At 58.7% G+C, this 22,482-nt stretch carries 20 protein-coding genes and 5 tRNA genes; 23 read left to right on the plus strand and 2 right to left on the minus strand.

Annotated features, from left to right (window positions below):
- Positions 1-93: 93 nt before the first annotated feature.
- From rsmA to proC, 6 genes are all read left to right on the plus strand, one after another.
- On the plus strand, positions 94-954 hold the full coding sequence (rsmA, locus tag AAAV44_RS01665; RefSeq protein WP_349114234.1) for a 16S rRNA (adenine(1518)-N(6)/adenine(1519)-N(6))-dimethyltransferase RsmA: 861 nt from the start codon (positions 94-96) through the stop codon (positions 952-954).
- Positions 944-1,861 carry a TatD family hydrolase gene (locus AAAV44_RS01670; protein ID WP_349114235.1) on the plus strand — a complete coding sequence of 306 codons (918 nt, stop codon included), beginning with the start codon at positions 944-946 and terminating at the stop codon, positions 1,859-1,861. Before rsmA ends, AAAV44_RS01670 begins: the two co-directional genes overlap by 11 nt.
- 43 nt (positions 1,862-1,904) lie before the next feature.
- Positions 1,905-1,991 (plus strand) — tRNA-Leu (locus AAAV44_RS01675).
- Between the two features lie 288 nt (positions 1,992-2,279).
- Positions 2,280-3,218, plus strand: coding sequence for an SPFH domain-containing protein (locus AAAV44_RS01680; protein WP_270226098.1), 939 nt, complete (start codon positions 2,280-2,282; stop codon positions 3,216-3,218).
- 6 nt (positions 3,219-3,224) lie between these two features.
- Complete coding sequence (gene rlmH / locus AAAV44_RS01685) at positions 3,225-3,695, plus strand: 23S rRNA (pseudouridine(1915)-N(3))-methyltransferase RlmH (RefSeq protein WP_349114238.1); 471 nt, start codon at positions 3,225-3,227, stop codon at positions 3,693-3,695.
- Positions 3,696-3,768: 73 nt separating this feature from the next.
- Positions 3,769-4,539 (plus strand): pyrroline-5-carboxylate reductase, encoded by a 771-nt coding sequence (proC, locus tag AAAV44_RS01690; RefSeq protein ID WP_055285927.1) that lies wholly within the window; start codon positions 3,769-3,771, stop codon positions 4,537-4,539.
- A gap of 156 nt (positions 4,540-4,695) precedes the next feature.
- Here proC and AAAV44_RS01695 read toward each other — a convergent pair whose 3' ends face one another.
- Positions 4,696-4,869, minus strand: coding sequence for a DUF6724 family protein (locus tag AAAV44_RS01695; protein WP_006235069.1), 174 nt, complete (start codon positions 4,867-4,869; stop codon positions 4,696-4,698).
- A gap of 111 nt (positions 4,870-4,980) precedes the next feature.
- On the opposite strand from AAAV44_RS01695, the gene serS reads away from it, so the two are divergent.
- The 7 genes from serS to AAAV44_RS01730 all read left to right on the plus strand — a co-directional run bounded on the left by serS (position 4,981) and on the right by AAAV44_RS01730 (position 10,613).
- Positions 4,981-6,264, plus strand: coding sequence for a serine--tRNA ligase (gene serS, locus AAAV44_RS01700; RefSeq protein WP_040359108.1), 1,284 nt, complete (start codon positions 4,981-4,983; stop codon positions 6,262-6,264).
- 173 nt (positions 6,265-6,437) lie between these two features.
- The gene (locus AAAV44_RS01705) at positions 6,438-6,815 is read left to right on the plus strand and encodes a hypothetical protein (protein ID WP_138113992.1); all 378 of its coding nucleotides are present in this window, start codon (positions 6,438-6,440) and stop codon (positions 6,813-6,815) included.
- A 77-nt stretch (positions 6,816-6,892) separates the two neighbouring features.
- Positions 6,893-6,969 (plus strand) — tRNA-Arg (locus tag AAAV44_RS01710).
- Between the two features lie 354 nt (positions 6,970-7,323).
- A tRNA-Arg gene (locus AAAV44_RS01715) sits at positions 7,324-7,400 on the plus strand.
- Positions 7,401-7,558: 158 nt separating this feature from the next.
- A tRNA-Arg gene (locus AAAV44_RS01720) sits at positions 7,559-7,635 on the plus strand.
- 353 nt (positions 7,636-7,988) lie between these two features.
- Positions 7,989-10,430 (plus strand): hypothetical protein, encoded by a 2,442-nt coding sequence (locus AAAV44_RS01725; RefSeq protein WP_349114240.1) that lies wholly within the window; start codon positions 7,989-7,991, stop codon positions 10,428-10,430.
- A gap of 92 nt (positions 10,431-10,522) precedes the next feature.
- Positions 10,523-10,613, plus strand: a tRNA-Ser gene (locus AAAV44_RS01730).
- 132 nt (positions 10,614-10,745) lie between these two features.
- Here the strand turns inward: AAAV44_RS01730 and AAAV44_RS01735 are convergent.
- Complete coding sequence (locus AAAV44_RS01735; RefSeq protein ID WP_349114242.1) at positions 10,746-12,086, minus strand: D-alanyl-D-alanine carboxypeptidase family protein; 1,341 nt, start codon at positions 12,084-12,086, stop codon at positions 10,746-10,748.
- 197 nt (positions 12,087-12,283) lie between these two features.
- Here AAAV44_RS01735 and AAAV44_RS01740 point away from each other — a divergent pair, with 197 nt between their 5' ends.
- The 10 genes from AAAV44_RS01740 to htpG all read left to right on the plus strand — a co-directional run bounded on the left by AAAV44_RS01740 (position 12,284) and on the right by htpG (position 22,472).
- Positions 12,284-12,979 carry a response regulator transcription factor gene (locus AAAV44_RS01740; RefSeq protein ID WP_117770430.1) on the plus strand — a complete coding sequence of 232 codons (696 nt, stop codon included), beginning with the start codon at positions 12,284-12,286 and terminating at the stop codon, positions 12,977-12,979.
- 26 nt (positions 12,980-13,005) lie between these two features.
- Complete coding sequence (locus AAAV44_RS01745; protein ID WP_349114244.1) at positions 13,006-14,244, plus strand: ATP-binding protein; 1,239 nt, start codon at positions 13,006-13,008, stop codon at positions 14,242-14,244.
- 103 nt (positions 14,245-14,347) lie between these two features.
- Complete coding sequence (gene pstB, locus AAAV44_RS01750) at positions 14,348-15,223, plus strand: phosphate ABC transporter ATP-binding protein PstB (protein WP_349114246.1); 876 nt, start codon at positions 14,348-14,350, stop codon at positions 15,221-15,223.
- 64 nt (positions 15,224-15,287) lie between these two features.
- A complete protein-coding gene (locus AAAV44_RS01755; protein ID WP_349105560.1) occupies positions 15,288-16,016 on the plus strand; it encodes a response regulator transcription factor in 729 nt (242 codons plus the stop codon).
- 3 nt (positions 16,017-16,019) lie between these two features.
- Positions 16,020-17,444 carry an ATP-binding protein gene (locus tag AAAV44_RS01760; RefSeq protein ID WP_349114248.1) on the plus strand — a complete coding sequence of 475 codons (1,425 nt, stop codon included), beginning with the start codon at positions 16,020-16,022 and terminating at the stop codon, positions 17,442-17,444.
- Positions 17,445-17,639: 195 nt separating this feature from the next.
- Positions 17,640-18,296, plus strand: coding sequence for a Wzz/FepE/Etk N-terminal domain-containing protein (locus AAAV44_RS01765; protein ID WP_349091124.1), 657 nt, complete (start codon positions 17,640-17,642; stop codon positions 18,294-18,296).
- Between the two features lie 2 nt (positions 18,297-18,298).
- Positions 18,299-19,036 (plus strand): CpsD/CapB family tyrosine-protein kinase, encoded by a 738-nt coding sequence (locus AAAV44_RS01770; RefSeq protein WP_055309657.1) that lies wholly within the window; start codon positions 18,299-18,301, stop codon positions 19,034-19,036.
- Positions 19,037-19,053: 17 nt separating this feature from the next.
- Positions 19,054-19,704 carry a CpsB/CapC family capsule biosynthesis tyrosine phosphatase gene (locus AAAV44_RS01775; RefSeq protein WP_022094060.1) on the plus strand — a complete coding sequence of 217 codons (651 nt, stop codon included), beginning with the start codon at positions 19,054-19,056 and terminating at the stop codon, positions 19,702-19,704.
- 39 nt (positions 19,705-19,743) lie between these two features.
- Entirely contained in the window at positions 19,744-20,244 is a 501-nt protein-coding gene (locus tag AAAV44_RS01780) for a GNAT family N-acetyltransferase (protein ID WP_346979023.1), read from the plus strand.
- 203 nt (positions 20,245-20,447) lie between these two features.
- Complete coding sequence (gene htpG / locus AAAV44_RS01785; RefSeq protein ID WP_349114250.1) at positions 20,448-22,472, plus strand: molecular chaperone HtpG; 2,025 nt, start codon at positions 20,448-20,450, stop codon at positions 22,470-22,472.
- Positions 22,473-22,482: the final 10 nt, after the last annotated feature.

The raw sequence follows: 22,482 nt of genomic DNA on the forward strand, positions 1-22,482 counted from the left end.
TATCGGCAATTTGCTGTTTAGATGTAAGGGCATGGCCGCAACGGTCCATGCCCTTTTGTTTCAAGACGCCGCCATCATGCTAAGGAGGCAACTATGACAACTTCGCCTTTGGCAAACCCCACGGCAACAAGGGAGCTGCTGGAGGAGTTTGGCCTTGCGACCAAGCATCGCCTGGGCCAGAACTTTCTGATCGACAACCATGTGATTGAGCGCATCTGCGAGCTTTCCGAGCTCACGGGCGATGAGCGCGTGCTCGAGGTTGGCCCGGGCGTTGGTACGCTCACGCTTGCGCTGCTGCAGGAGGCGGCGTGCGTCACGTCGATCGAGGCCGACCCCGAGCTCGAGCCGGTGCTCGACGCCTATGCCGCCGACTATGCCAACTTCCGCTTTATCATGGGCGACGCGCTCAGGGTGGGCCCGGAGCAGATTGAGCAGGCTGCGGGCGGTGAGCCGACGGTGTTTGTCGCGAACCTGCCCTATAACGTGGCGGCGACGATCATCCTGCAGTTCTTCCAGACGATGCCGGCGCTCAAGCGTGCCGTCGTCATGGTGCAAAAGGAGGTTGCCGATCGCATTGCCGCAGTGCCGGGCAACAAGACCTATGGCGGCTATACGGCAAAGCTCGGCCTGTATGCGCAGGTGACGGGTCGCTTTGAGGTGCCGCCGCGTTGCTTTATGCCGGCGCCGCACGTGGACTCGGCCGTCGTGCGTATCGACCGTGTTGACGGTGCGCTGCCCGAGGGGCTTGACCGCGACTTTGTGGCTCGCGTGATTGACGCCGCATTTGCTCAGCGTCGCAAGACCATCCGTAATTCCATGAGCGCCAACGGCTTTGCCAAGGACGTGCTCGATGCCGCCTTTGAGGCTTGCGGTATCGCGCCCACTACGCGCGCCGAGACGCTTGATGTTGCCGACTTTGTCCGCCTGGCCCAGGAGCTAATCCATGATGCCTAATGCCGCACGCGTGACGTTTACCAAGAAAAAGAAGACGGTTGCTTGTCCCGTGCCCTTGGCACCGCTTGCCGACACGCATGCGCATCTGCTTTCGTTTTGGGGCAAAGAAGTGCCCGAGACGCTCGTGCGCGCCAAAGCCGCGGGTGTCGACCTGTTGGTGACGATGCTCGACCCCATCGCTGACAAACGCAGCGTGACGGACTATAGCGACTGGCTCGTGCGCGAAATTCTGCCGATGCAGGATATCCCGCAGATCAAGTATCTTGCCGGCGTGCATCCGTATGGCGCGCCGGACTATACCGACGACGTTCACTCACAGGTCGTTGCCGCACTCGATGACCCCTTATGCGCCGGTATTGGCGAAATCGGCCTGGACTATCACATGGACTATGACGACGATATCGCGCCGGCACCCCATAACGTGCAGATTGACTGCATGGCGCGCCAGCTCGAGCTTGCCGTGTGCCGTAACGTGCCGGTGGAGCTACATCTGCGTCACGAGGACACGGACCAGGAGCGCACCTCGCACGTGGACGCCTACAACGTGCTTCGTGAGGTGGGCGTGCCCCAGGCCGGTTGTGTGCTGCACTGCTTTGGCGAGGACCGCGCCACGATGGAGCGCTTTGTGGAGCTGGGCTGCTATATCGCCTATGGTGGTGCGGCCACCTTTAAGCGCAACGACGACGTGCGCGAGGCATTTGCGGCAACCCCACTCGATCGAATTTTGTTCGAGACGGATTGCCCGTATATGGCTCCGGAGCCCATCCGCGGTCTTGAATGCGAGCCCGCAATGATCTCCATTACGGCAAACGCGCTGGTTAACGACCGTGTCGATCGCACTGGTGAGGATGCCGAAACAATCGCGCAAGCCGCTTGGGAAAATGCTCGCAAACTTTTTCAAAAATAGTTCTTGCGTTCGTGGTGGCGCTCCGTTATTCTAATTCCTGCACGCGGGCGTGGCGGAATTGGCAGACGCGTACGGTTCAGGTCCGTATGGGGGCAACCCCATGAAGGTTCAAGTCCTTTCGCCCGCACCATTAAATGAAAGAGCTCCCAGCAATGGGAGCTTTTTTGTTATGGGCCCATCACAGGGACTTGAACCTGTGAAGGAGCGAGCGTAAAGAAAACGCGGAGCGTTTTTAGCGAGCTGGCGAGGACGCCGGCAGGCGGCCGAAGCCGGTGCGGATCCGCGAAGCGGATACGCGGACGTCCTTTCGCCCGCACCATTAAATGAAAGAGCTCCTAGCAATGGGGGCTTTTTTGTTATGCACGATCTCCTTGGACGGGTATCCTAGTGCCAACGTATGCCTATCAGAGGAGAGACCATGCTGTTGTCCGGTATCATCGCCGCCCTTACCAGCCTTTTGATTCCCATCATCATTTTGTTGCTGCTGCTTCCCAACGCCTGCTATGTCGTTGAACAACAGCATGCCGTGATCATCGAGCGCCTGGGCAAGTTTAACCGCATCGTCAACGCGGGCTTCCACATGAAGGTGCCCGTGATCGACCGCAAGGCCGCCACGGTGAGTCTGCGCACCATGAAAAACGGTTTTGGCATCGACGTTAAGACCCAGGACAACGTGACCATCGGCCTTGAGGTCTCTGCTCAGTACCACGTGAGCTATGACATGGGCGCCGGCCCGGCAGATTCGGGTATCTACAAGAGCTACTACATGCTGCAGGAGCCCGTCGACCAGATGCGTGACTTCATCACCGACGCCCTGCGCTCTTCGATCCCCGTCTACACACTCGATGAGGTCTTTGCCAAGAAGGATGACATCGCCAAGGATGTCAACGCTACCGTTTCCGAGCAGATGGCCGCCTACGGCTTCACCCTCGTGTCGACGCTCATCACCAAAATCGCACTGCCGACCGAGGTTGAGAACTCCATGAACGACATCAACGCTGCCCAGCGCAAGCGCGCCGCGGCACAGGAGCTCGCTGAGGCCGACCGCATCAAGCGCGTCACCGAGGCGACCGCCGAGGCTGAGGCAATGGAAAAGGCGGGCGAGGGCATCGCCAACCAGCGCAAAGCCATCGCGCTGGGTATCAAAGATTCGCTCGAGATCATCCAGGAGACGGGTGTCGGCAATGACGAGGCCAACCAACTGTTCATGTTTACGCAGTGGTCCGAGATGATGACGGAGTTCGCTCGCACGGGTAAAACCTCGACGGTCGTGCTGCCGAGTGACTTTTCGCAGTCGGCCTCGATGTTCGAGCAGATGCTGACCGCCGGCAAAGTTCAAAACGATTCGAAGGAGTAAACGCGCGTGAAATACACCGTCGTTTGCGTCGGTAAGCTCAAGGAGCGCTTTTGGAAGGACGCGTGCGCTGAGTATACCAAGCGCCTAGGTGCCTATGCCAAGGTTGATATCCGCGAGGTGGCCGATATCGACCCGGCTAAGGCGGGCGGCGTGGATGCCGCGCGCGACAAGGAGGGGGCGGCGATTCTTGCTGCCTTGCCGTCTCGAGCGCATGTGATCCTGCTGGCCATTGAGGGCAACGAGCGCTCGAGCGAGGAGTTTTCGGCGAGGCTCGACGATCTTATGCTGCGAGGCAGCAGCGACATCGCCTTTGTAATCGGCGGATCGGACGGCGTGAGCGATGACGTGCGCGCCCGCGCCGACGAGATGCTCAGCTTTGGACGCATTACCTTGCCGCATAACCTGGCGCGTGTGGTGCTGCTAGAGCAGATTTACCGTGCCTGCAAGATCAGTCGTGGCGAGCCGTATCACAAATAGGTCGGCAATACGAAACAATGGCGTGGGACAATACCTTTCGTTTTGAGGAATGTGTCTGAAAGGACTATGAGATATGAAGATTGGATTTGTCGGTTTTGGCAATATGGCGAGCGCTATGGCCGATGGCTGGATCGCTGCCGGTGTAGCTGCGAGCGACATGTGCGCCTGCGCGGGTCGCTACGACGCACTGGTTGAGCGCTGCGAGGCGCGCGGCATGGTCGCCTGCCACGATGCCGCCGAGGTTGTCGCCGCATCCGATATCGTGGTCGCTGCGGTCAAACCGTACATGATCGAGAAGGTATTCGCCCCGCTCAAGGATGCTCTTGCCAAAAAGGTCGTTCTGTCGGTTGCCTGGACCTGGGACAGTGCCAAGTGGGAGCAGGTCCTGCCGGGCGTCGCGCATATCTCGACGGTGCCCAACACACCGGTTTCGGTGGGCGAGGGCGTCATCGCTTGCGAGAAGGCTTCCACGCTTAGTGATGAGCAGAGCGCAGTGGTGCTTGATCTGCTTGGCAAACTCGGTGCGGTGGTCGAGCTCGATACGAGCCTGCTGTTTGTGGGCGGCACGGTGGGTGGTTGCGCTCCGGCATTTGTCGCCATGGCAATCGAGGCCCTGGGCGATGCGGCGGTCAAGCACGGTATCCCGCGTGCCGATGCCTATCGCATTGTGAGCCAGATGGTGCTGGGTACGGCAAAGCTGCAGCTTGCAACTGGCCAGCATCCTGCGGCGATGAAGGATGCCGTATGCTCGCCCGGTGGTGCCACCATCAAGGGCGTCGTTGCACTCGAGGACGCCGGCATGCGCAGCGCCCTGGTCAAGGCAATTGACGCAACTCTCCAATAAAACCGACCAAAAAAGACAGGTATATTTTGGCAGGTTTTTCCTGCGGTTTTGTCGCATGCACGAAAAGCGCCCCGCAACTGGCTCAATTCCAGCTGCGGGGCGCTTGCATTTGCCCAGATAAAACCGACCAAAATAAACCTGTCCCTTTTTGGCAGGTTAGTCCCAGAAGCTGTCTTCCTCATCCTCGGACTTGGGCCCGCGGTCGACGTACATCTTATGGGTGCGCTTCTCCATTACAAAGGCAAGAATCGCAAATAACAGGATGCCGCCGGCGAAAAGGATGGCAAAACCGGTGCGGGTGCCAAACAAAAAGGAAAAAACTGCGTCCATTGGGTGCCTTCTTGCGTAGTTGAGTTGGGTCGTAAACGCTCATAAGTATATACTTGCCCATACATGTACAAGGTTGCAACCTAAATGGAATGTATATCGCCGGAGGATCTAATGCTTGATATCAAGTTTGTTCGCGAGAACCCCGATGCCATCGATGTCGCCATGGCTAACCGCCAGACGTCTTGGGATCGTGAGAAGTTCTTTGAGCTCGACGACGAGCGCCGTGCCGTCATCACCGAGGTCGAGGAGCTCCAGGCTACGCGCAATGCCGAGTCCAAGAAGATCGGCGCCCTGATGAAGGAGGGCAAGAAGGACGAGGCCGAGGCCGCCAAGGAGGCCGTGCGCGCCGTCAACGAGAAGATTGACGGTCTGGCCGAGCGCCGTACTGCTCTCGAGCAGGAGCAGTACGACTTCATGGCTCACCTGCCCAACATTCCTTGCGAGGCCACGCCGTACGGTAAGGACGAGGACGAGAACATCGAGCGTCGCCGCTGGGGCACCCCGCGCGAGTTCGACTTCGACTTTAAGCCGCACTGGGATCTGGGCACCGATCTGGACATCCTCGACTTCGAGCGTGGCAACAAGCTTTCCGGCAGCCGCTTTACCGTTCTCGGTGGCGCCGGCGCCCGCCTGGAGCGCGCCCTCATCAACTTCTTCCTCGATACGCACACCAGCCGTGGTTTTAAGGAGTGGTGGCCGCCCATCGTCGTCAAGCGTCAGACCATGTTTGGCACGGGTCAGCTGCCCAAGTTCGAGGACGACGCCTATCACGTCTCGGGTGACAACTTCCTGATCCCCACCGCCGAGGTCGTGCTCACCAACCTGCACGCCGGCGAGGTCCTCGATGCCGACACCCTGCCGCGCCGCTACACCGCCTTCACCCCCTGCTTCCGTGAGGAGGCCGGTTCCGCCGGTCGCGACACCCGCGGCATCATCCGTCAGCACGAGTTCGACAAGGTCGAGATGGTCAAGTTCGCTAAGCCGGAGGAGTCCGACGAGGAGCTCGAGAGCATGACCGCCGAGGCCGAGTACCTGCTGCAGCAGCTGGGCCTTCCGTATCGCGTGATTAGCCTGTGCACCGGCGACTTGGGCTTCTCTGCCCGTCAGACCTACGACGTCGAGGTCTGGCTGCCGAGCTACAACGCCTACAAGGAGATCAGCTCCTGCTCCAACTGCGGTGACTTCCAGGCTCGCCGCGCCAACATCAAGTATCGCGACCCCGAGAACTTCAAGGGTTCGCGCTACCTGCACACTCTCAACGGTTCCGGCCTGCCGGCCGGCCGCACCATGGCCGCCATTCTGGAGAACTACCAGAACGCCGACGGCACCATCACGATTCCCGAGGTTCTGCGTCCTTACATGGGCGGCCTCGAGAAGATCGAGCCGGTCGCGTAACTTGGCTGCATAGGGGATATGCAAGGGCGCTCCTTCGGGGGCGCCCTATTTCGTGCGCAGGTCCATACCATGCCGTGCGGACAGCTCAATAGAAAACACACGAACAACTGTTCTGTATACAGCCATCTACCTGCTATGCTTTTGCTAAATAAGAGCGAGAGAAAGGGGACGCGATGGAGCTGTTTGATGATCGGGTGGTTTTGTTTGAGAGCGACGAGGGCGGGGAATACCTGCTTGTAACGTGTGAGCCGTCTGGCATGGGCGGCCTGGTGGTTCGGCAGACGAGTGAGGGTCCGTTGACACAATGGTGCTTTGAGGAGTCGCCGCATGTGGTCGAGACCTTTGTGACGCACGAGGGACTTGTGGCGCTGGAGCACTTCTATGGAGTTGGGACTTCCAACCAGGTCGCGCGCATGCTGAGCATCTCGTTTGCCGATTATGATTGTGCCCAGCGGGTGAGATCACTCCTGAGGGAACTTGATGCCAAGTTCGACGTGATCGAAAAGCCAATCGATCGTACGGGGAACGGCGGTATATGCGGAGCAGCATGACAAAACTGCGTTCCACAAAAAAGTTTGAGATTGTGCTTGACTCCAATAAGCTAAAGTGGTTTTATATGTCTTGCGCTGCGGCGTTACCTCAGCTGGATAGAGGGTCTGACTACGAATCAGAACGTCATAGGTTCGAATCCTATACGCCGCACCAATCGAACTTGAAGCCTCCGGCAACGGGGGCTTTTCTTTTATGGCAACACCGCATGGATTCGAACCTCGGTCGAGGCGCGGGCGTAAAGAAAACGCGGAGCGTTTTTAGCCCGCGGGCGAGCACGCCGGCAGGCGGGCGAAGCCGGTGCGGATCCGCGAAGCGGATGCGCGGAATCCTATACGCCGCACCAATCGAAATCGAAAGCCTCCGGCAACGGGGGCTTTTCTTTTATGCCGCCACCGCATGGATTCGAACCTCGGTCGAGGCGCGAGCGTCTTAATCATCACTTCGTAAAAATTTTCCAAATTGTCGCTTGACCCATCGAGGGGTCACGTGCATAATAATCCGTGCGTTGCGGCGTTACCTCAGCTGGATAGAGGGTCTGACTACGAATCAGAACGTCATAGGTTCGAATCCTATACGCCGCACCAATTGAATTATAAAGCCTCCGGTAACGGAGGCTTTTCTTATATCGCGATGCGTCGAAGATCGCATCAAGTGGTCAAAATGAGTAAAAATCAAATTCAATAACTTTTTTTGAAAAACGCTTGACCTTTATTCAGTCCATGTGCATAATAATCAACAAGTCGCGGCGTTACCTCAGCTGGATAGAGGGTCTGACTACGAATCAGAACGTCATAGGTTCGAATCCTATACGCCGCACCATTTGAGATTAAAGCTCCCGGCAACGGGGGCTTTTCTTTTACGTAAGCACTGCATGGATTCGAACCTCGGTCGAGGCGCGAGCGTCAAGAAAACGCGGAGCGTTTTTAGCGAGCGGGCGAGCACGCCGGCAGGCGGGCGAAGCCGGTGCGGATCCGCGCAGCGGATGCGCGGAATCCTATACGCCGCACCATTTGAGATTAAAGCTCCCGGCAACGGGGGCTTTTCTTTTGCGCCAGCTTGAGTGCTTTCGTCCAAAGGGACGATTTCCTGTCGACTCGTGTAAGATTTCGAGTAGGTGTCGCGGCCCATCCGTGACCACTCCTTCTTCAAGCGACCGATCAGGGTGATATTTCGTGGCAGAGCGTCCGACATACAAGCTCAGGTTTCTCGATCCCAAGAAGCGCTTTCCGGCGATGCCCGAGCAGCCTGCGGGGCGCTCATATGGCGTGGTCTGGAAACTCTTTGGCGAGGACCAGCATGAATCTTGTTATGTCGTCGAATTCGTTGGCAAAAGCCATGTGTCGCTTTTGGGCTACGTAAGCGTTTCGGGTGAGGTGTACAAGGTGGACCGCCCCGTTAGCGAGGCTCCGCTGCCCAACGATCCCGACATGGAGCTGGTCCTTGACGAGTCGGATTCCAGTATTGGTGAGATTATGGTAAGGGAAGCCAGCGGTGCAATGCGCGCGTGCGCGCGAACCGTCGGCTCTCCCGAAGGCCCCATGCGCGAACAGTCCGACCACGAGACATGGAATTCGACCCGCGCCCTTCCTTACGGCGAGTTCATGGCATCGATGTTCCTGCGCTACGTGATATTTGCCAACTCCGAAAGCGCTATTGCGAACACGGCGGGCGTCGACGGTCTCGATGCAGACATGCAAAACGTTGTCGACAAGATCAAGCTCGTAAAGTTGCCCGAGCCGGTCGAGGTGTTTTTGGGCTTTAACACGGCACCGCTCCCCGATGCTATCGAGACGCTGCTTTACCGCGTTGACCATGCCGAGAATCCGAGCGGTATCGAGCGCTATGCCGCCGCCCTTATGAGCGAGGTCGACTTGCCCCGTCTGCGCACCATTGCCGCCAAGTCCGAAATGAGCCTGGCGCGCATCGACCGGTCAAAGCTGTTTTATCTCAATTTTGATCGTAGCCTGCTGGACCAGGACGAGATTGACATGCTGCTTGCCATCGAGTGCCGTCTCAACCGCCTCTCCGGCATCCTCGAGCGCATCGGGGCCGGATTGGCCCCTGCGGCATCCTCGCCGAGCCTTGAGGGCTGCGCGCTCTTTGATGCGTGGCATATCGCCAAGACGACCAACGATGTTCCCCGACTGCTCGATACGGCCTCGAGCGATAACCCGTGGGGCAAACCGGGTACGGTGGCTTGCCAACCGGGCGGTGAGTGGGATGTGCGTACCCGCTTCGCGCGTATTGTCGAGGCGCTCAACGTGGTCACGCGGCTCGACTATACCTATCGGGCAAACGTTGCCGAGGGGATTATGCTCGTTCGGTTTGGGCACTCTGTCGCGAATGCCATGCCGCAACGTGAATACGACGCTCAAGATGACGCCTGGCGCGAGCTGGAAGAGGACACGCGCGCGATCTGGGCCGCGGAGCACGATGCGCGCGTGGCACTCACGCTTGCGGCAGCGTGTTTTGCCGCGGGCACCTGCATCACGCGCTGCTATGTGCAGATTGCTGCTCCCGACAGTGAGCAGGGCGAGCGCGTTGTCGCAACGTATTTCTTTGGGCGCGCGGCCTATCTGGCCGATTGCGTGCCTGTCGCCAAGGATCTTGAGAGCATGGACATGGACGATATGCCGTGCAAGCGTGTGCTTGAGGCGTATGAGTCAACCGCTCCGGAGACGATTGAGCCTGCGGAGGTTCATGCTCGTCCGCGTGATGACCATCGCACACTGCCGCCGGCGCTGCGCGATCTGCTGCTCGCCGATAAGGCTGACGAGTTGGAGGTCATGGAAGAGGACGATGACCCATACGTGGCCCGTGTTGTTGAATTGCGCGAGCAGGCAAAAGTCGACCGTACAGGTGCTTTTGAAGGCTTTTCCCGTCTTGTCGAGGAGTTGGAGGCTAAGTGCGCCGTCGCCGAGCTTTTGGCGACAGGTCCGGTTCAAACGCAGTTTTGTGATAACCAGCTGGTGCGCATGGTGCTACCGGTGTTGGAAGAAGACCGCTCTGTGCGAATCCTTCGTGCGCCCGATGCGCTGGTCTTTGCCCAGCACGAGATCTGCAGCTTTTACGCCGAGCAAGAGGACTTTGAACGAGCGCTGCCCGAGGTGCGCCATCTTTACGATCTGGCGCGCTCGTCCATGCAATCGCACTTTGCGCTCATCAACGTGCTTGCGCGTCTGGAGCGCTTTGACGAGATTATCGAGGTGGCGCGCCACGGCCTACGTATTGCCAACGATCGTTCTGCAATCGGCTACCTGTTCTATCGCTTGGCGTTTGCCTATTGGAATTGCGATCAGCTCGACCTGGCGCTGGCTTGTTACCGTCTCGTGCCGCGTGGCGAGGAGTCGGGCAGCAGCGCGCTGGAAGAAATGCAGGGCCTTATGAACGAGATGGGCGTTAGCGAGCCTCCGACGTTCGAGGAAGCGGTCGAGACTATCCGCAAGGCTGGACTTGAGTTGCCGCCAGTGTCCGCCGTGACGAATCAGCTGGCAGATGCCGCTGTGCAACTGGTCGACAACGGCTTCTTTTTCCTGGCACGCGGTTGCATCTTCCAAATGTGGCGCACCATGGGCAACGACGAGCTCGGCTCCCTCAACCGCTCGCTGGGGTAGGCGAAGCTTCCAAGGAGGAAAGGATACTAGGCAATTAGAAAATTTCCTCTTGCCCATCCTTGGCTGTTTGGTTACTATAGAACGGCTGTTACGGAGAGCTGACCGAGAGGCCGAAGGTGCTCGCCTGCTAAGCGAGTATGCCCCAAAAGGGCATCTGGGGTTCGAATCCCCAGCTCTCCGCCAGTAAGACTTTAAAGAAGGGTTCCGAAAGGGGCCCTTTTTTAGTTGAACCACGTTAGCTGGGGATTCGAACCCTCAAAAAAAGGAGGCATCCTTTCGGACGCCTCCTTTCAGCGAGTGTATTGTTCTTCGATCTTACATCTCGGGCGCCTTGGCGACGGTCTCGCTTTCTGCCGTGAGTGGGCGGTTGTCGATGCGGCGGCCCAGGCGGTCGAGCTTCACAAGGAGCCATTCAATGGGATTCGGCCCTGCACCTTCCTCGTCGGCAACCAAATCCACGACGGCAATCTTGGTGCCGTCCTGCTTGAGCGTAACGCTGCCCACCTTGTCGCCCACATGCACCGTGCCCGAAAGATCGTCGTAGCTAACCTTTTCGGTCACCTCGCCGGCAAGGGAAAACACGGTCGCTTGCACCGTGGGGTCGGCGAGCGTGGCGTCGATCGTCTTATCCGTCCAGTCGGTTTGACCGATGCGCGCCATAAGCGGGTTGCCGTTGGCGGTCTTTTCCTGCGTGTTGGCGATCGCGACCGTCACCTTATGACCGTAGTACCAATTGGCAAGGGTTGCGGTATCGGTAAAGCGCTGATCGGTGGTGGTGGAGTTCAAAATAACGGTGTAGATCTCGTCGCCGTCGCGGTTGTAGGCGCTCGTAAAGCAATAGCCCGCGTCGTCGGTGGTGCCGGTCTTGCCGCCGATGTTGCCATCTTGGCCCAGCAAATAGTTATGCGTGTCCATGGAATGCGAATGGTCGGCGCCGTCGGCGCCCGTGACCTCGATCCAGGAATCCTCGCTCGCTACGACCTCGCGGATCGTGTCGTTTTTCATGGCCTCCTGCATCATCAGCGCTACGTCGTGTGCGGTTGAGTGCATATCGCCAGCCCACTCATCAAAGTCCAGACCGTGTGGGTTCTCAAAGACCGTGCCGGTGCAGCCGAGCTTCTTAGCGCGCTCGTTCATGGCCTTCACAAATGTGGCCTCGGCGTCTTTGGTCTTAGGGTCGATCTTCTTGCCCACATATTCGGCGAGCACGATGGCGGCGTCGTTGCCCGAGGGAATCATCAGGCCGCGCAGCGCCTGCTCCACGGTAAGCTCGTCGCCTTCGAGCAAGCCGGCGGTCGAATTGCCCACGGTGGCTGCGGCGTTGCTCACCGTGACCTTCTCGTCCATCTTGCAATTCTCGACGGTTAGGATTGCGGTCATGACCTTGGTGATCGAGGCAATCTTGACCTGCTCATCGGCGTCGCGGGCATAGTAGACGGCGCCGTCTTTGCCCATGACGAGGGCATTGGTCGCATCGATATCGGGCAGGTTTTCGGCCGTGATACCGCGCACATCGGCGGTTTTGCCGCAAACATTGTCGGTCGTGAGCACTTGGGCGCCGGCGACGGTGGGCACGCCGGCGGCAAGGGCGATAGCGCAGACAAAGCCGGCGGCAAGCTGGGCTGAGCGCTTTGCAAAAGAGGTGAGGGACTTCACGGATTTCGCTTTCGACGGGATGGTCACTTCTGGAACTAGAGTATATCGTTTGCCGGCATCGGCGATCATCGCGTGCGTGCGTGGCCCACATCCGCGCCCGAACGGGCACAAGGGTGCTTAAGGCCGACTTAATCACCCACGCTTGTTGTGTGTGACGGGCGCCCCCTCGGGCATAATGGAGCGCGAGAGGAGCACGCATGAACGAGCGCATTTTGGTAGTTGATGACGAAAAGGCCATCGCCGACTTGGTTGGTATCTACCTTACAAAAGAGGGCTTTGATGTCCAGATTGCCTATAGCGGGGCCGATGCTGCCAAGGCAATCTTGGAGCAGGAGTTCGATCTGGCGCTGCTGGATGTCATGCTGCCCGATATCGATGGCTTTGAGCTGCTGCGTACGATCCGTTCCAGCCATACCTATCCCGTGATCATGCTGACGGCGCGCGATGCCCAGCAAGACAAGATCGAGGGCCTTTCGCTTGGCGCGGACGATTACGTGGTTAAGCCGTTTCGTCCTCTGGAGCTCATCGCGCGCGTGCATGCTCAGCTTCGCCGCTACACCAGCTACGGTAGCCGCGCACAGGCGGCCGAGTCGCCGACCCTCCAGCTCGACGGCTTGGAGATCAACCGCGATGCTCGTTCCGTAACGGTGGACGGTGCACCGGTACGCCTCACACCCACCGAGTATTCAATCTTGCTGTATCTGGTCGAGCATCGCGGCAGCGTGGTGGGCGTGGAGGACCTGTTCCGCGCGGTATGGAACGAGGACTTTATGCCCGGCTCCAACAATACGGTGATGGTGCACATTCGCCACTTGCGCGAAAAGATTGGCGACGACGCACAAAAGCCGCGCTTTATCAAAAACGTCTGGGGCGTCGGCTACATCATCGAATAACGCTTTTCGCTTGTGAGGATCTTGATATGACAAAAGACGATAGGCAGGCATTCGAGGTACCCGATCGGCTCTTTGATTACGTGAGGTCGGTCGTCGACAACCGTGCGCTTGCAACGGTGCTGCTCTTTTTGCTGAGCCTGCTGCTGATTGGCATCGACAACATCGTCGGAATCTTGGCGGTGCTGCTTGTTGGCTTTTTGCTGATCGATCGATTTGAGATCGTGCGCCGCTGCGTGGTGATTGGCGGCGCCGCGTGGGCCATGACGTTGGCGATTGGCGCCATGGCGCTCGGCGGCATTGAAGGGCCGGTGCTGTTCGATGCCGGCTTTGTATTCAACATGCTTGGCTTTGTGCTGGCGCTTGCCGCGTGCGTGCTGTTCTTGTGCGGCCGTGCCCTGTACTACCAGGGCTACGAACAGGGCGAGCAGCATGCCGATTGTGTGCTGGCCGCTCGTATTCAAGATCGCCTGATCGATCACCCCGACACCTGGGACAACATCGACGGCGACTTCTTGGAGGTCGAGGGCGCCCTTAACCGCGTGCGTGACCGTGATCGCAAGGTGCAGCAAGCTCTGCGTGACGAGTCGCATCGCAAGGACGATCTGGTTACGTACTTGGCACATGACCTACGCACCCCGCTTGCGAGCGTAGTGGGCTATCTTTCGCTGCTGCAAGAGGCTCCTGAGCTGCCGGTTGAGCAACGTGCGTACTTTACGGGCGTGGCGCTCGACAAGGCGCACCGGCTCGATGCGCTCATCGAAGAGTTCTTCGATATCACGCGCTTTGACTTCCACGATATCGTGCTCACGCGCGGCTATGTTGATCTGGGGTTGCTGCTGGCTCAGGTGGCTGACGAGTTCTATCCCATCCTCAACGAGCAGCATAAGGAAACCCAAGTTGATATTCGCGAGGACCTGACGGTGCTCGTGGATGGCGACAAAATGGCTCGCGTGTTCAACAACATCATGAAAAACGCTATTGCCTATAGCTATGAGGGCTCGACCATCACGATCGAGGCCAGACGCCAAGACGATGGCGGCGTGCGCGTGCGCTTTATCAATCAGGGCGATCCCATCCCTGAAGCAAAGCTCAAGGTGATCTTTGAGAAGTTCTATCGCCTGGATGCGGCGCGTGCGACCAATCGCGGCGGCGCTGGACTGGGGCTTGCCATCGCCAAGGAGATCATCGCGGCACACGGCGGTACCGTTGCATGTGAATCGACGCCCGAACACACGATATTCACCATCGAGCTGCCCGCCGCATAACCAGCGTGCCCTTACAAACACTTGACAATGCGCTCACGTGCATATGAGCCGCGATTTCTACTATCGATACTGCTGAATTGATATTGATGTGGAGGTATGCGGTATGACGGCTGCTGCGGCTGTGGAGCCCACGGAGCTTGAAGAACTCATGAAAGCGCAGGCCGAGGCCGCGCACGAGCGCGAGGTTGGGGATGCGACTCGTCCCACGGCAGAGGATCTTGCCGCCTCGCCGACGCGCATCGACGTCGAGGGCCTCGACCTGTTCTATGGCGACCATCATGCGCTCAAGGACGTGAATATCAAGATCCGCGACAAGCAGATCACCTCGTTTATCGGGCCTTCGGGCTGCGGAAAGTCCACGTTGCTGCGCTGCTTTAACCGCATGAACGACGGCATCAAGGATTGCCGCATCGAGGGCAAGATTGCGCTCGATGGTCAAGATATCCTGGGCGATTACGACATCTGCCGTTTGCGCCAGCGCGTGGGCATGGTGTTTCAGCGCCCCAACCCGTTTCCCATGAGCATCTACGACAACGTCGCGTATGGTCCGCGCGGCATGGGCGTGCGCGATCGCGCTGTGCTGGATGAGCTGGTCGAGGACTCCCTGCGTCGCGCTGCCCTGTGGGACGAGGTCAAGGACAAGCTCAAGGAGTCGGGCCTGGGTCTTTCGGGTGGACAGCAGCAGCGCCTGTGCATCGCCCGCGCGCTGGCCGTGCAGCCCGACATTCTGCTGATGGACGAGCCGACCTCGGCGCTCGACCCCGTGTCGACGCTCGTGGTGGAGCAGCTGGCCTGCGAGCTCAAAGAGACCTGTACGCTCGTGGTCGTTACGCACAATATGCAGCAGGCGGCGCGTATCTCCGACTCGGTCGCGTTTTTCTTGCTGGGCGAGTTGGTGGAGCACGCGCCCACCGCGCAACTCTTCAAGAATCCGACCGATCCGCGCACGGCGGATTATTTGACGGGACGTTTTGGCTGATACCATCTAGTAAAGGTACCTTTAGGGTTAAGATGCGGTCATGCCGGCCGCAAAGGGGTTCAACATGATCTATTACGTCGAGGACGATGACAACATCAGGGATTTGACGGTCTATGCGCTGCGCAAGCAGGGGATCGAGGCCGAAGGCTTTTCGTGCGACGGTGAGTTTAAGGCTGCCGTGGCGCGACGGGTGCCCGATGCTGTGCTGCTCGATATCATGCTGCCCGATACCGATGGTTTGGCGATTATGCGCCGCCTCCGCGCCGACCGCCTGACGGCGACGGTGCCCATCATGATGCTTACCGCCAAGGATACCGAGCTCGACAAGGTGATGGCGCTCGATGGCGGTGCCGACGATTACCTGACTAAGCCGTTTTCGCTCATGGAGCTTGCGAGCCGCTGCCGCGCACTGCTGCGTCGCGGCGGCATGGTCAAGCAGGCGAGCGATGTGCTCAGCGTGGGCGACATCGTGCTCTCGCCCAGCCATCGCGAGGTGACCGTTGCCGGCGAGCCGCTTAAGCTCACCCTGCGCGAGTTCGACCTGCTCGAGTACCTCATGCGCAAGCCCGGCGTGGTCTTTACCCGCGAGTCGTTGCTGCAGAGCGTGTGGGGCTGGGACTTCGACGGCGGTTCGCGCACCGTTGACGTGCACGTGCAGACGCTTCGCCAAAAACTGGGCGAGCATGCCAGCGCCATCGAGACCGTGCGCGGCGTGGGCTACCGCTTGGCCGAGCCTTCTGCCGGTGATGGTGCCGAAGGTGACGTCACCGCGGCCACCGCATCGGAGGAGTAACCCGTGGTCTTCGCCCCCCAGGGAAAACATACGCTGTCGCACCGCGTTTTTGTGACGATCTTTGTCTGCGCCATGGCGGTTATCGTGGCGTTTACGGTGCTGGGTGCATTCTTTGTGCAAAACACCTTGGCGGATGCCACGAGTGCCAATCTGGCGCAGGAAACCGAGCTCATTGCTGCCGCCCTCGACGAGCAGCAGGAGCCCATCCCGTTCTTGCGTAGCCTCGATCGCGAGGACTTGCGCATCACGCTGATTAACAAGGATGGATCGGTTGCCTACGACAACGAGGCGTCGCCTTCCACACTGCCCAACCATGGCGATCGCCCCGAGGTCATCGAGGCCTTTGAGAATGGTTCGGGTTCCGCGGAGCGCGCAAGCTCTACGCTCGACGAGATTATGCTGTATCGCGCCGTCGCCCTTGATAACGGCCAGGTTGTCCGCTTGGCGCAGGCCCAGCCTGGCGTTGCGGCGATTTTGCTGTCGATGGTGGCGCCGCTGCTGCTTATCGCAGCAGCGGGCGCGGTACTCTCGTTTTTTATGGCGCGCCGCGAGTCCCGTGCCATCATCGCGCCGTTGCAAGAGGTGGATTTGGACCACCCACGCCGTAGCTATGAGCACGCCTATGCCGAGATGGTCCCCATGCTTGAGCGTATCGAGTCGCAGCGCCAGGAACTCAAGCGCCAAATGGCGGTGCTGGCGGACAACGATCGTATGCGCCGCGAGTTCACGGCGAATATCACCCATGAGCTCAAGACGCCGCTTACGGCGATTTCGGGCTATGCCGAGCTCATCGCAAACGGCATGGTCGAGGGCGAGGACGACCTGCGCAACTTTGGCGGTCGCATCTATCGTGAGGCGGGCCGCTTGGCAGCGCTTGTCAACGACATCCTTACGCTGTCTAACTTGGACGAGGCCGAGCGTGCAACTGAGGGCGAGGCGGTGCCCATTGGGTCCACGGAGCCTATTGAGCTCTCGCGTGCCATCTACGCGGTTGAGCAGCGTCTTGAACAGGTCGCCCGTCAGGCGAATGTGACGATAAGTCATGAGACCAAGCCCGTGGTCATCGAGGGCGTGTCGCGCTTGATTGACGAGCTCATCTATAATCTGGCAAGCAACGCCATCCGCTACAATCGACCCGGCGGTACGGTTACGCTGCAGTGCGGCACCAACGACGAAGGCCATCCGTTCCTCGCGGTCGCCGACACGGGAATCGGTATCGCGCCTGAAGAACAGGGCAAGGTATTTGAGCGGTTCTATCGCGTGGACAAGAGTAGGTCCAAGGCACGCGGCGGAACCGGTCTGGGGCTTGCCATTGTCAAGCATGCGGCCCTGTATCATCACGCCACGCTCGATCTGTCGAGCGAGTTGGGCGTGGGAACCACCATTACGGTGACGTTTCCCATACAGCAGGACGAGCCATTCGCATAGCGATACAACATAGATATTGATGTAGACGCCGCATTTGACTTTCGGGTGCGGCGTTGTTGTGCAATTTTACGATTGCTTCCGACATTTTTACAGGAGAGCCTGTTTCTTATGTATAGAGTTTGGTCTCGGTAAAAAGATGCGATAACATACGGACAGTTTTGTCAATCCGAACTGGGGAAATGAAAGGCAAGCTGCATGACCCTTCTCGAACTGTTCCAGCTGCTCAAAAAGCACCTTAAGCTGGTCATCACCCTTCCGGTGGTCTGCGCGATCGCCATGGGCATCGTGTCCTTCGTTGCGATGGACAACACCTACACCGCGACGACGAGCATGTACATTCTCGCCAAAACCGACGATAGCGGTCAGATGAGCTACAACGATCTCTCGGCGAGCCAGATGCTTTCCAACGATATCGCCACGCTGCTGGATAGCGATAGCGTTAAGAGCGGTGCTGCCAATGAGCTGGGCCTTGCTGACCTGGATGACTACAAGGTGTCTGTTTCCTCCGAGACCACCACGCGTGTCATTACGCTTTCGGTTACCGGCACCGATGCCAAGGAGACGGCTAAGGTCGCAAAGGCCATGGCCAGCTCGGTGAGTACGGTCGCTCAGAACGTCGGCGCTGCCCAGAGCATCAACGTTATCGACGAGGCTAAGACTCCCGAAGTCCCCAGCGGCCCCAAGCGCACGCTGTACGTTGCTGTCGCGTTCCTCGCCGGTATCTTTATCGCAGTTGCCTATGTCGTTTTGGCAGACATGCTCAATACCCGCATCCGCGGTGCCGAAGAGGCAGAAGAGCTCCTGGGCATTCCCGTTGTTGGCCGAATTCCGGCTATGAAAGGTGGTAAATAGGCATGGCTAAGGCAAAGAACACCGATAAGCTCGTTGTACAGAATGCCGCCAAGACCCTTCTGGCCAATATCCGCTTTGCGAGCGTGGACGACCCCATTCGCACCATTACCGTCACGTCCTCGATTCCCAACGAGGGCAAGTCTACGGTTTCCATCAACCTTGCCCAGGCTATCGCCACGAGCGGCAAGTCCGTGCTCCTGGTCGAGGCCGATATGCGCCGCAGGTCCCTTTCCGATATGCTCGGCGTTCGTTCGCGCGGCGGACTCTATGCGGTCCTTTCCGAGCAGATCTCCATTGACCAGGCAATTGTCGAGACGGGTCAGAAGAACTTCTACTTCCTCGATGCCGAGCCGCACATTCCCAATCCTGCCGACATCATCGTTTCTCACCGCTTTGCCAAGCTGGTCAAGGCGCTGTCTGCCAAGTTCCAGTACGTCATCTTCGACGCTCCTCCGGTCGGCACCTTCATCGATGCTGCCGAGATTGCCAGCCTGACCGACGGCACGCTGTTCGTGGTGCGCGAGGACTTCACCAAGCGCGAGGAGGCACTCAACGCCATCGGCCAGCTTAAGAAGTCCGAAAAGGTCAAGCTCATCGGTACCGTTATGAACTACTGCGAGACCGAGACCAGCGAGTACTACTACTCCTACTACACCAAGGACGGTAAGAAGGTGAAGAAGGGCTCCGACGATCAGGGGACTTCCAAAAAGGGCATCTTCACCAACCGAGCAAACGTTTAGTTGATTAAGGCTGACCTATGCGTGACATTCATTGCCATATCTTGCCGGGTGTAGACGACGGCGCCGCCGATCTCGATGAGAGCTTGGCGATGCTCGAGGCTGCCAAGCGGGCCGGTGTAACCAGAATCGTTTGCACTCCTCACTGCCGTGATCCCTATTTTGATTACGACAAGATGTGGGATGCCTTTGAACTGCTGCGTGATAACGCTGACGGTTTTCCGCTCCAGATGGGCTTCGAGGTCAACCATCGAAAGCTCGTTGAGCTTGGTATCGATGCCGCGGAGCACTTGCATTTCGATGGGACCAACGAGTTTCTGCTCGAGCTTTCGACGCATGCCGATGCGTATGCGTTTAGAGAGTACGAGAACACGATTTACGATTTGCAGTGCCGTGGCTACCAGGTGATCATCGCTCATCCTGAGCGCTATCGTGCGGTTCAAAAGGATGTAAGCGTGGCGGAGCGCCTGGTCGATATGGGCTGCAAGCTGCAGGCTTCGGCGGACTTTATTGCCGGCGGTCGCTTTGGTCGCGAAAAAAAGCCGGCACAGCGCCTGTTTGATCAGAACCTGTACAGCTTCATCGCGAGCGATGCCCATAACGTGGGTCATTACGACTGCCTGGCGAAGGCTCGCGCGAAGTTTAGCGTGCGCGGAGCTCATTTTCGCTAAAATCTGTCCCTAACGTTCGCGTTGAATGAAAGGGCAGCTATGGATATCCAACTTAAGACGGGATGCTTTGATGACGCGGCGTTGGTGCGCCGCGTCGTTTTTATGGACGAGCAGGGCTACGAGAATGAGTTCGACGCTATCGACGAGGATCCGAACTGCATTCATGTGACGCTCTATGTAGACGGCGAGCTTGCCGGTTGCTCGCGCGTGTTTCCCGAAGAGCTTGAGCGCGTGGCTGACGCAGAGGCCCCGGTGTTGCCGGCATGCGACATGGACGAAGACGTTGCGGCGGGGGAGACCTACATTATGGGGCGCGTCGCCGTGCTGCCGGCTATGCGTCGTCGCGGACTGGCGAGTGCGATCGTGGAGACCAGTGCTTCGTGTGCACGCGATGCCGGCGCTAAGCTTATTAAGCTGCATGCGCAGGAATACGTGCTGCCGCTTTATGCAAAGGCGGGCTACACGCAAATTGCCCCGGTAGATTACGAAGACGAGGGCCAACCCCATGTCTGGATGGCCAAGCGCGTAGATGGCAGATAGGGACGTTCCTTTTCTGCCGGCAGTTGGGGACACTCCTTGGCAATTGACGCATTGGAGCGCTCGGACATACAGTTTTTCGATTCCGTATGTATATATGCGCGTTAATGGGTTATAAAATCTAAGCCTGAACATAGCAGGTCTGCGATGCGGCTCGGGCGACCGGGCCGTTTTTTGCGGACGGGGGTAGCGCGAAAGGACTGCACATGCGTCAATTTAAGACCGAGAGCAAAAAACTGCTCGACCTCATGATCAACTCCATCTACACCAATAAGGAAATCTTCCTGCGCGAGCTTATCTCTAACGCGAGCGACGCCGTCGACAAGCTCAACTTTAAGAGCCTGCAGGACCCGAGCGTCAAGATCGACCAGGGCGACCTGGCCATTCGCGTCTCCTTTGATAAAGACGCCCGCACCATTACCATCTCGGATAACGGCATTGGCATGACCGCCGAGGAGCTCGAGCGCAATCTGGGCACCATCGCCCATTCCGGCTCCGAGGAGTTTAAGACCGAGAACGCCGAGCAGCAGGGCTCCGATGTCGACATCATCGGTCAGTTCGGCGTGGGCTTCTACTCGGCTTTTATGGTCGCCAGCCATGTGAAGGTCGTCAGCCGCGCCTATGGCGAGGACACCGCTCACGTGTGGGAGTCTGATGGTCTTGAGGGTTACACCATCGAAGACGGCGAGCGCGCCGAGCACGGCACCGATGTCATCTTGACGCTGCGCGAGAACGAGAAGCTTGATGCCGATGGCGAGGCCGAGACCTACGATCGCTTCCTGACCGAGTGGGGCCTCAAGAGCTTGATTCAGCAGTACAGCAACTATGTGCGCTACCCGATTCAGATGATGGTGTCCAAGAGCCGCCAGAAACCCAAGCCCGAGGACGCCGGCGACGATTACAAGCCCGAGTACGAGGACTACCAGGAGCTCGAGACCGTCAATTCCATGACACCGATCTGGAAGAAGCGCAGCTCCGATGTCGAGCAGAAGGACTACGACGAGTTCTACAAGTCCACGTTCCACGACTTTGACGATCCTGCGCGCACCATCAGCTTCCACGCCGAGGGCACGCTCGAGTATGACGCCCTGCTGTTTGTGCCGGGACGCGCGCCGTTCGATCTGTACAGCAAGGACTACGAGAAGGGTCTGGCGCTCTACAGCTCCAACGTCCTGATCATGGAGAAGTGCGACGACCTGCTGCCCGACTACTACAACTTTGTCCGCGGCGTCGTGGATTCCGCCGACGTGTCGCTCAACATCTCGCGCGAGACGCTGCAGCAGAACCGTCAGCTCAAGGCCATCGCCAAGCGTGTGGAAAAGAAGATTACCGCCGACCTTGAGGATATGCGTGACAACGACCGCGAGGCCTACGAGAAGTTCTTTGAGAACTTTGGCCGCGGTCTTAAGTACGGCATCTACTCGAGCTATGGCATGAAGGCCGATGAGCTCGCCGACCTGTTGCTGTTCTGGTCTGCCAAGGAACAGAAGATGATTACCCTGGCCGAGTATGCCAAGGGTATGCCCGAGGATCAGAAGGCCATCTACTACGCCGCCGGCGACTCGCGCGAGCGCTTGGCCAAGATGCCCGTGGTAAAGGGCGTGCTCGACCGCGGCTATGACGTGCTGCTGCTGACGCAGGATGTGGATGAGTTCACGTTCCAGGCTATGCGTGAGTACGTTGCCGCCGATATGCCCAAGATCTACGAGGACGATGCTGCCCGCGAGGCTGCCGAGAAGGCTGTGGCCGACGGTGCCGAGCCCGAGGTCGAGGATCGTCATCTGGAGCTCAAGAACGTCGCGACCGGTGATCTTGACCTGGCGACCGAGGACGAGAAAAAGGAGGCCGAGGACGCCACCAAGGAAAACGAGGACCTCTTCAGCGCTATGAAGGAGGCGCTCGGTGACAAGGTCGAGAAAGTTGCCGTCTCCGCGCGCCTGACCGATGCCCCCGCTTGCATCACCACCGAGGGCCCACTTTCGCTCGAGATGGAGAAGGTGCTCCAGAAGGGACCCGAGGGCGCGCCCGACGGCATGCCCAAGAGTCAGCGCGTGCTCGAGCTCAACGCCAAGCACCCGGTCTTTGCCAAGCTCGTCGCTGCCCAGAAGGCAGGCGACGCCGACAAGATCAAGCAGTACTCCGGTCTGCTCTATGACCAGGCTTTGCTGGTCGAGGGCATCCTCCCCGAGGACCCCGTTGCCTTCGCGGCGGCTGTTTGCAACTTGATGTAGTTAGGTATTT

It is taken from the genome of Collinsella sp. CLA-AP-H1, from assembly GCF_040092945.1.
Classification (GTDB): Bacteria; Actinomycetota; Coriobacteriia; order Coriobacteriales; family Coriobacteriaceae; genus Collinsella.

What these genes read in the sequence shown, in the direction of transcription:
- rsmA (WP_349114234.1), top strand. Translation starts at nt 94, where the DNA reads ATGACAACTTCGCCTTTGGCAAACCCCACGGCAACAAGGGAGCTGCTG.
- AAAV44_RS01765 (WP_349091124.1), top strand. Translation starts at nt 17,640, where the DNA reads ATGACCCTTCTCGAACTGTTCCAGCTGCTCAAAAAGCACCTTAAGCTG.
- serS (WP_040359108.1), top strand. Translation starts at nt 4,981, where the DNA reads ATGCTTGATATCAAGTTTGTTCGCGAGAACCCCGATGCCATCGATGTC.
- AAAV44_RS01705 (WP_138113992.1), top strand. Translation starts at nt 6,438, where the DNA reads ATGGAGCTGTTTGATGATCGGGTGGTTTTGTTTGAGAGCGACGAGGGC.
- AAAV44_RS01670 (WP_349114235.1), top strand. Translation starts at nt 944, where the DNA reads ATGATGCCTAATGCCGCACGCGTGACGTTTACCAAGAAAAAGAAGACG.
- AAAV44_RS01755 (WP_349105560.1), top strand. Translation starts at nt 15,288, where the DNA reads ATGATCTATTACGTCGAGGACGATGACAACATCAGGGATTTGACGGTC.
- AAAV44_RS01775 (WP_022094060.1), top strand. Translation starts at nt 19,054, where the DNA reads ATGCGTGACATTCATTGCCATATCTTGCCGGGTGTAGACGACGGCGCC.
- AAAV44_RS01695 (WP_006235069.1), bottom strand. Translation starts at nt 4,869, where the DNA reads ATGGACGCAGTTTTTTCCTTTTTGTTTGGCACCCGCACCGGTTTTGCC.
- pstB (WP_349114246.1), top strand. Translation starts at nt 14,348, where the DNA reads ATGACGGCTGCTGCGGCTGTGGAGCCCACGGAGCTTGAAGAACTCATG.
- proC (WP_055285927.1), top strand. Translation starts at nt 3,769, where the DNA reads ATGAAGATTGGATTTGTCGGTTTTGGCAATATGGCGAGCGCTATGGCC.
- AAAV44_RS01680 (WP_270226098.1), top strand. Translation starts at nt 2,280, where the DNA reads ATGCTGTTGTCCGGTATCATCGCCGCCCTTACCAGCCTTTTGATTCCC.
- AAAV44_RS01745 (WP_349114244.1), top strand. Translation starts at nt 13,006, where the DNA reads ATGACAAAAGACGATAGGCAGGCATTCGAGGTACCCGATCGGCTCTTT.
- AAAV44_RS01740 (WP_117770430.1), top strand. Translation starts at nt 12,284, where the DNA reads ATGAACGAGCGCATTTTGGTAGTTGATGACGAAAAGGCCATCGCCGAC.
- AAAV44_RS01780 (WP_346979023.1), top strand. Translation starts at nt 19,744, where the DNA reads ATGGATATCCAACTTAAGACGGGATGCTTTGATGACGCGGCGTTGGTG.
- AAAV44_RS01770 (WP_055309657.1), top strand. Translation starts at nt 18,299, where the DNA reads ATGGCTAAGGCAAAGAACACCGATAAGCTCGTTGTACAGAATGCCGCC.
- htpG (WP_349114250.1), top strand. Translation starts at nt 20,448, where the DNA reads ATGCGTCAATTTAAGACCGAGAGCAAAAAACTGCTCGACCTCATGATC.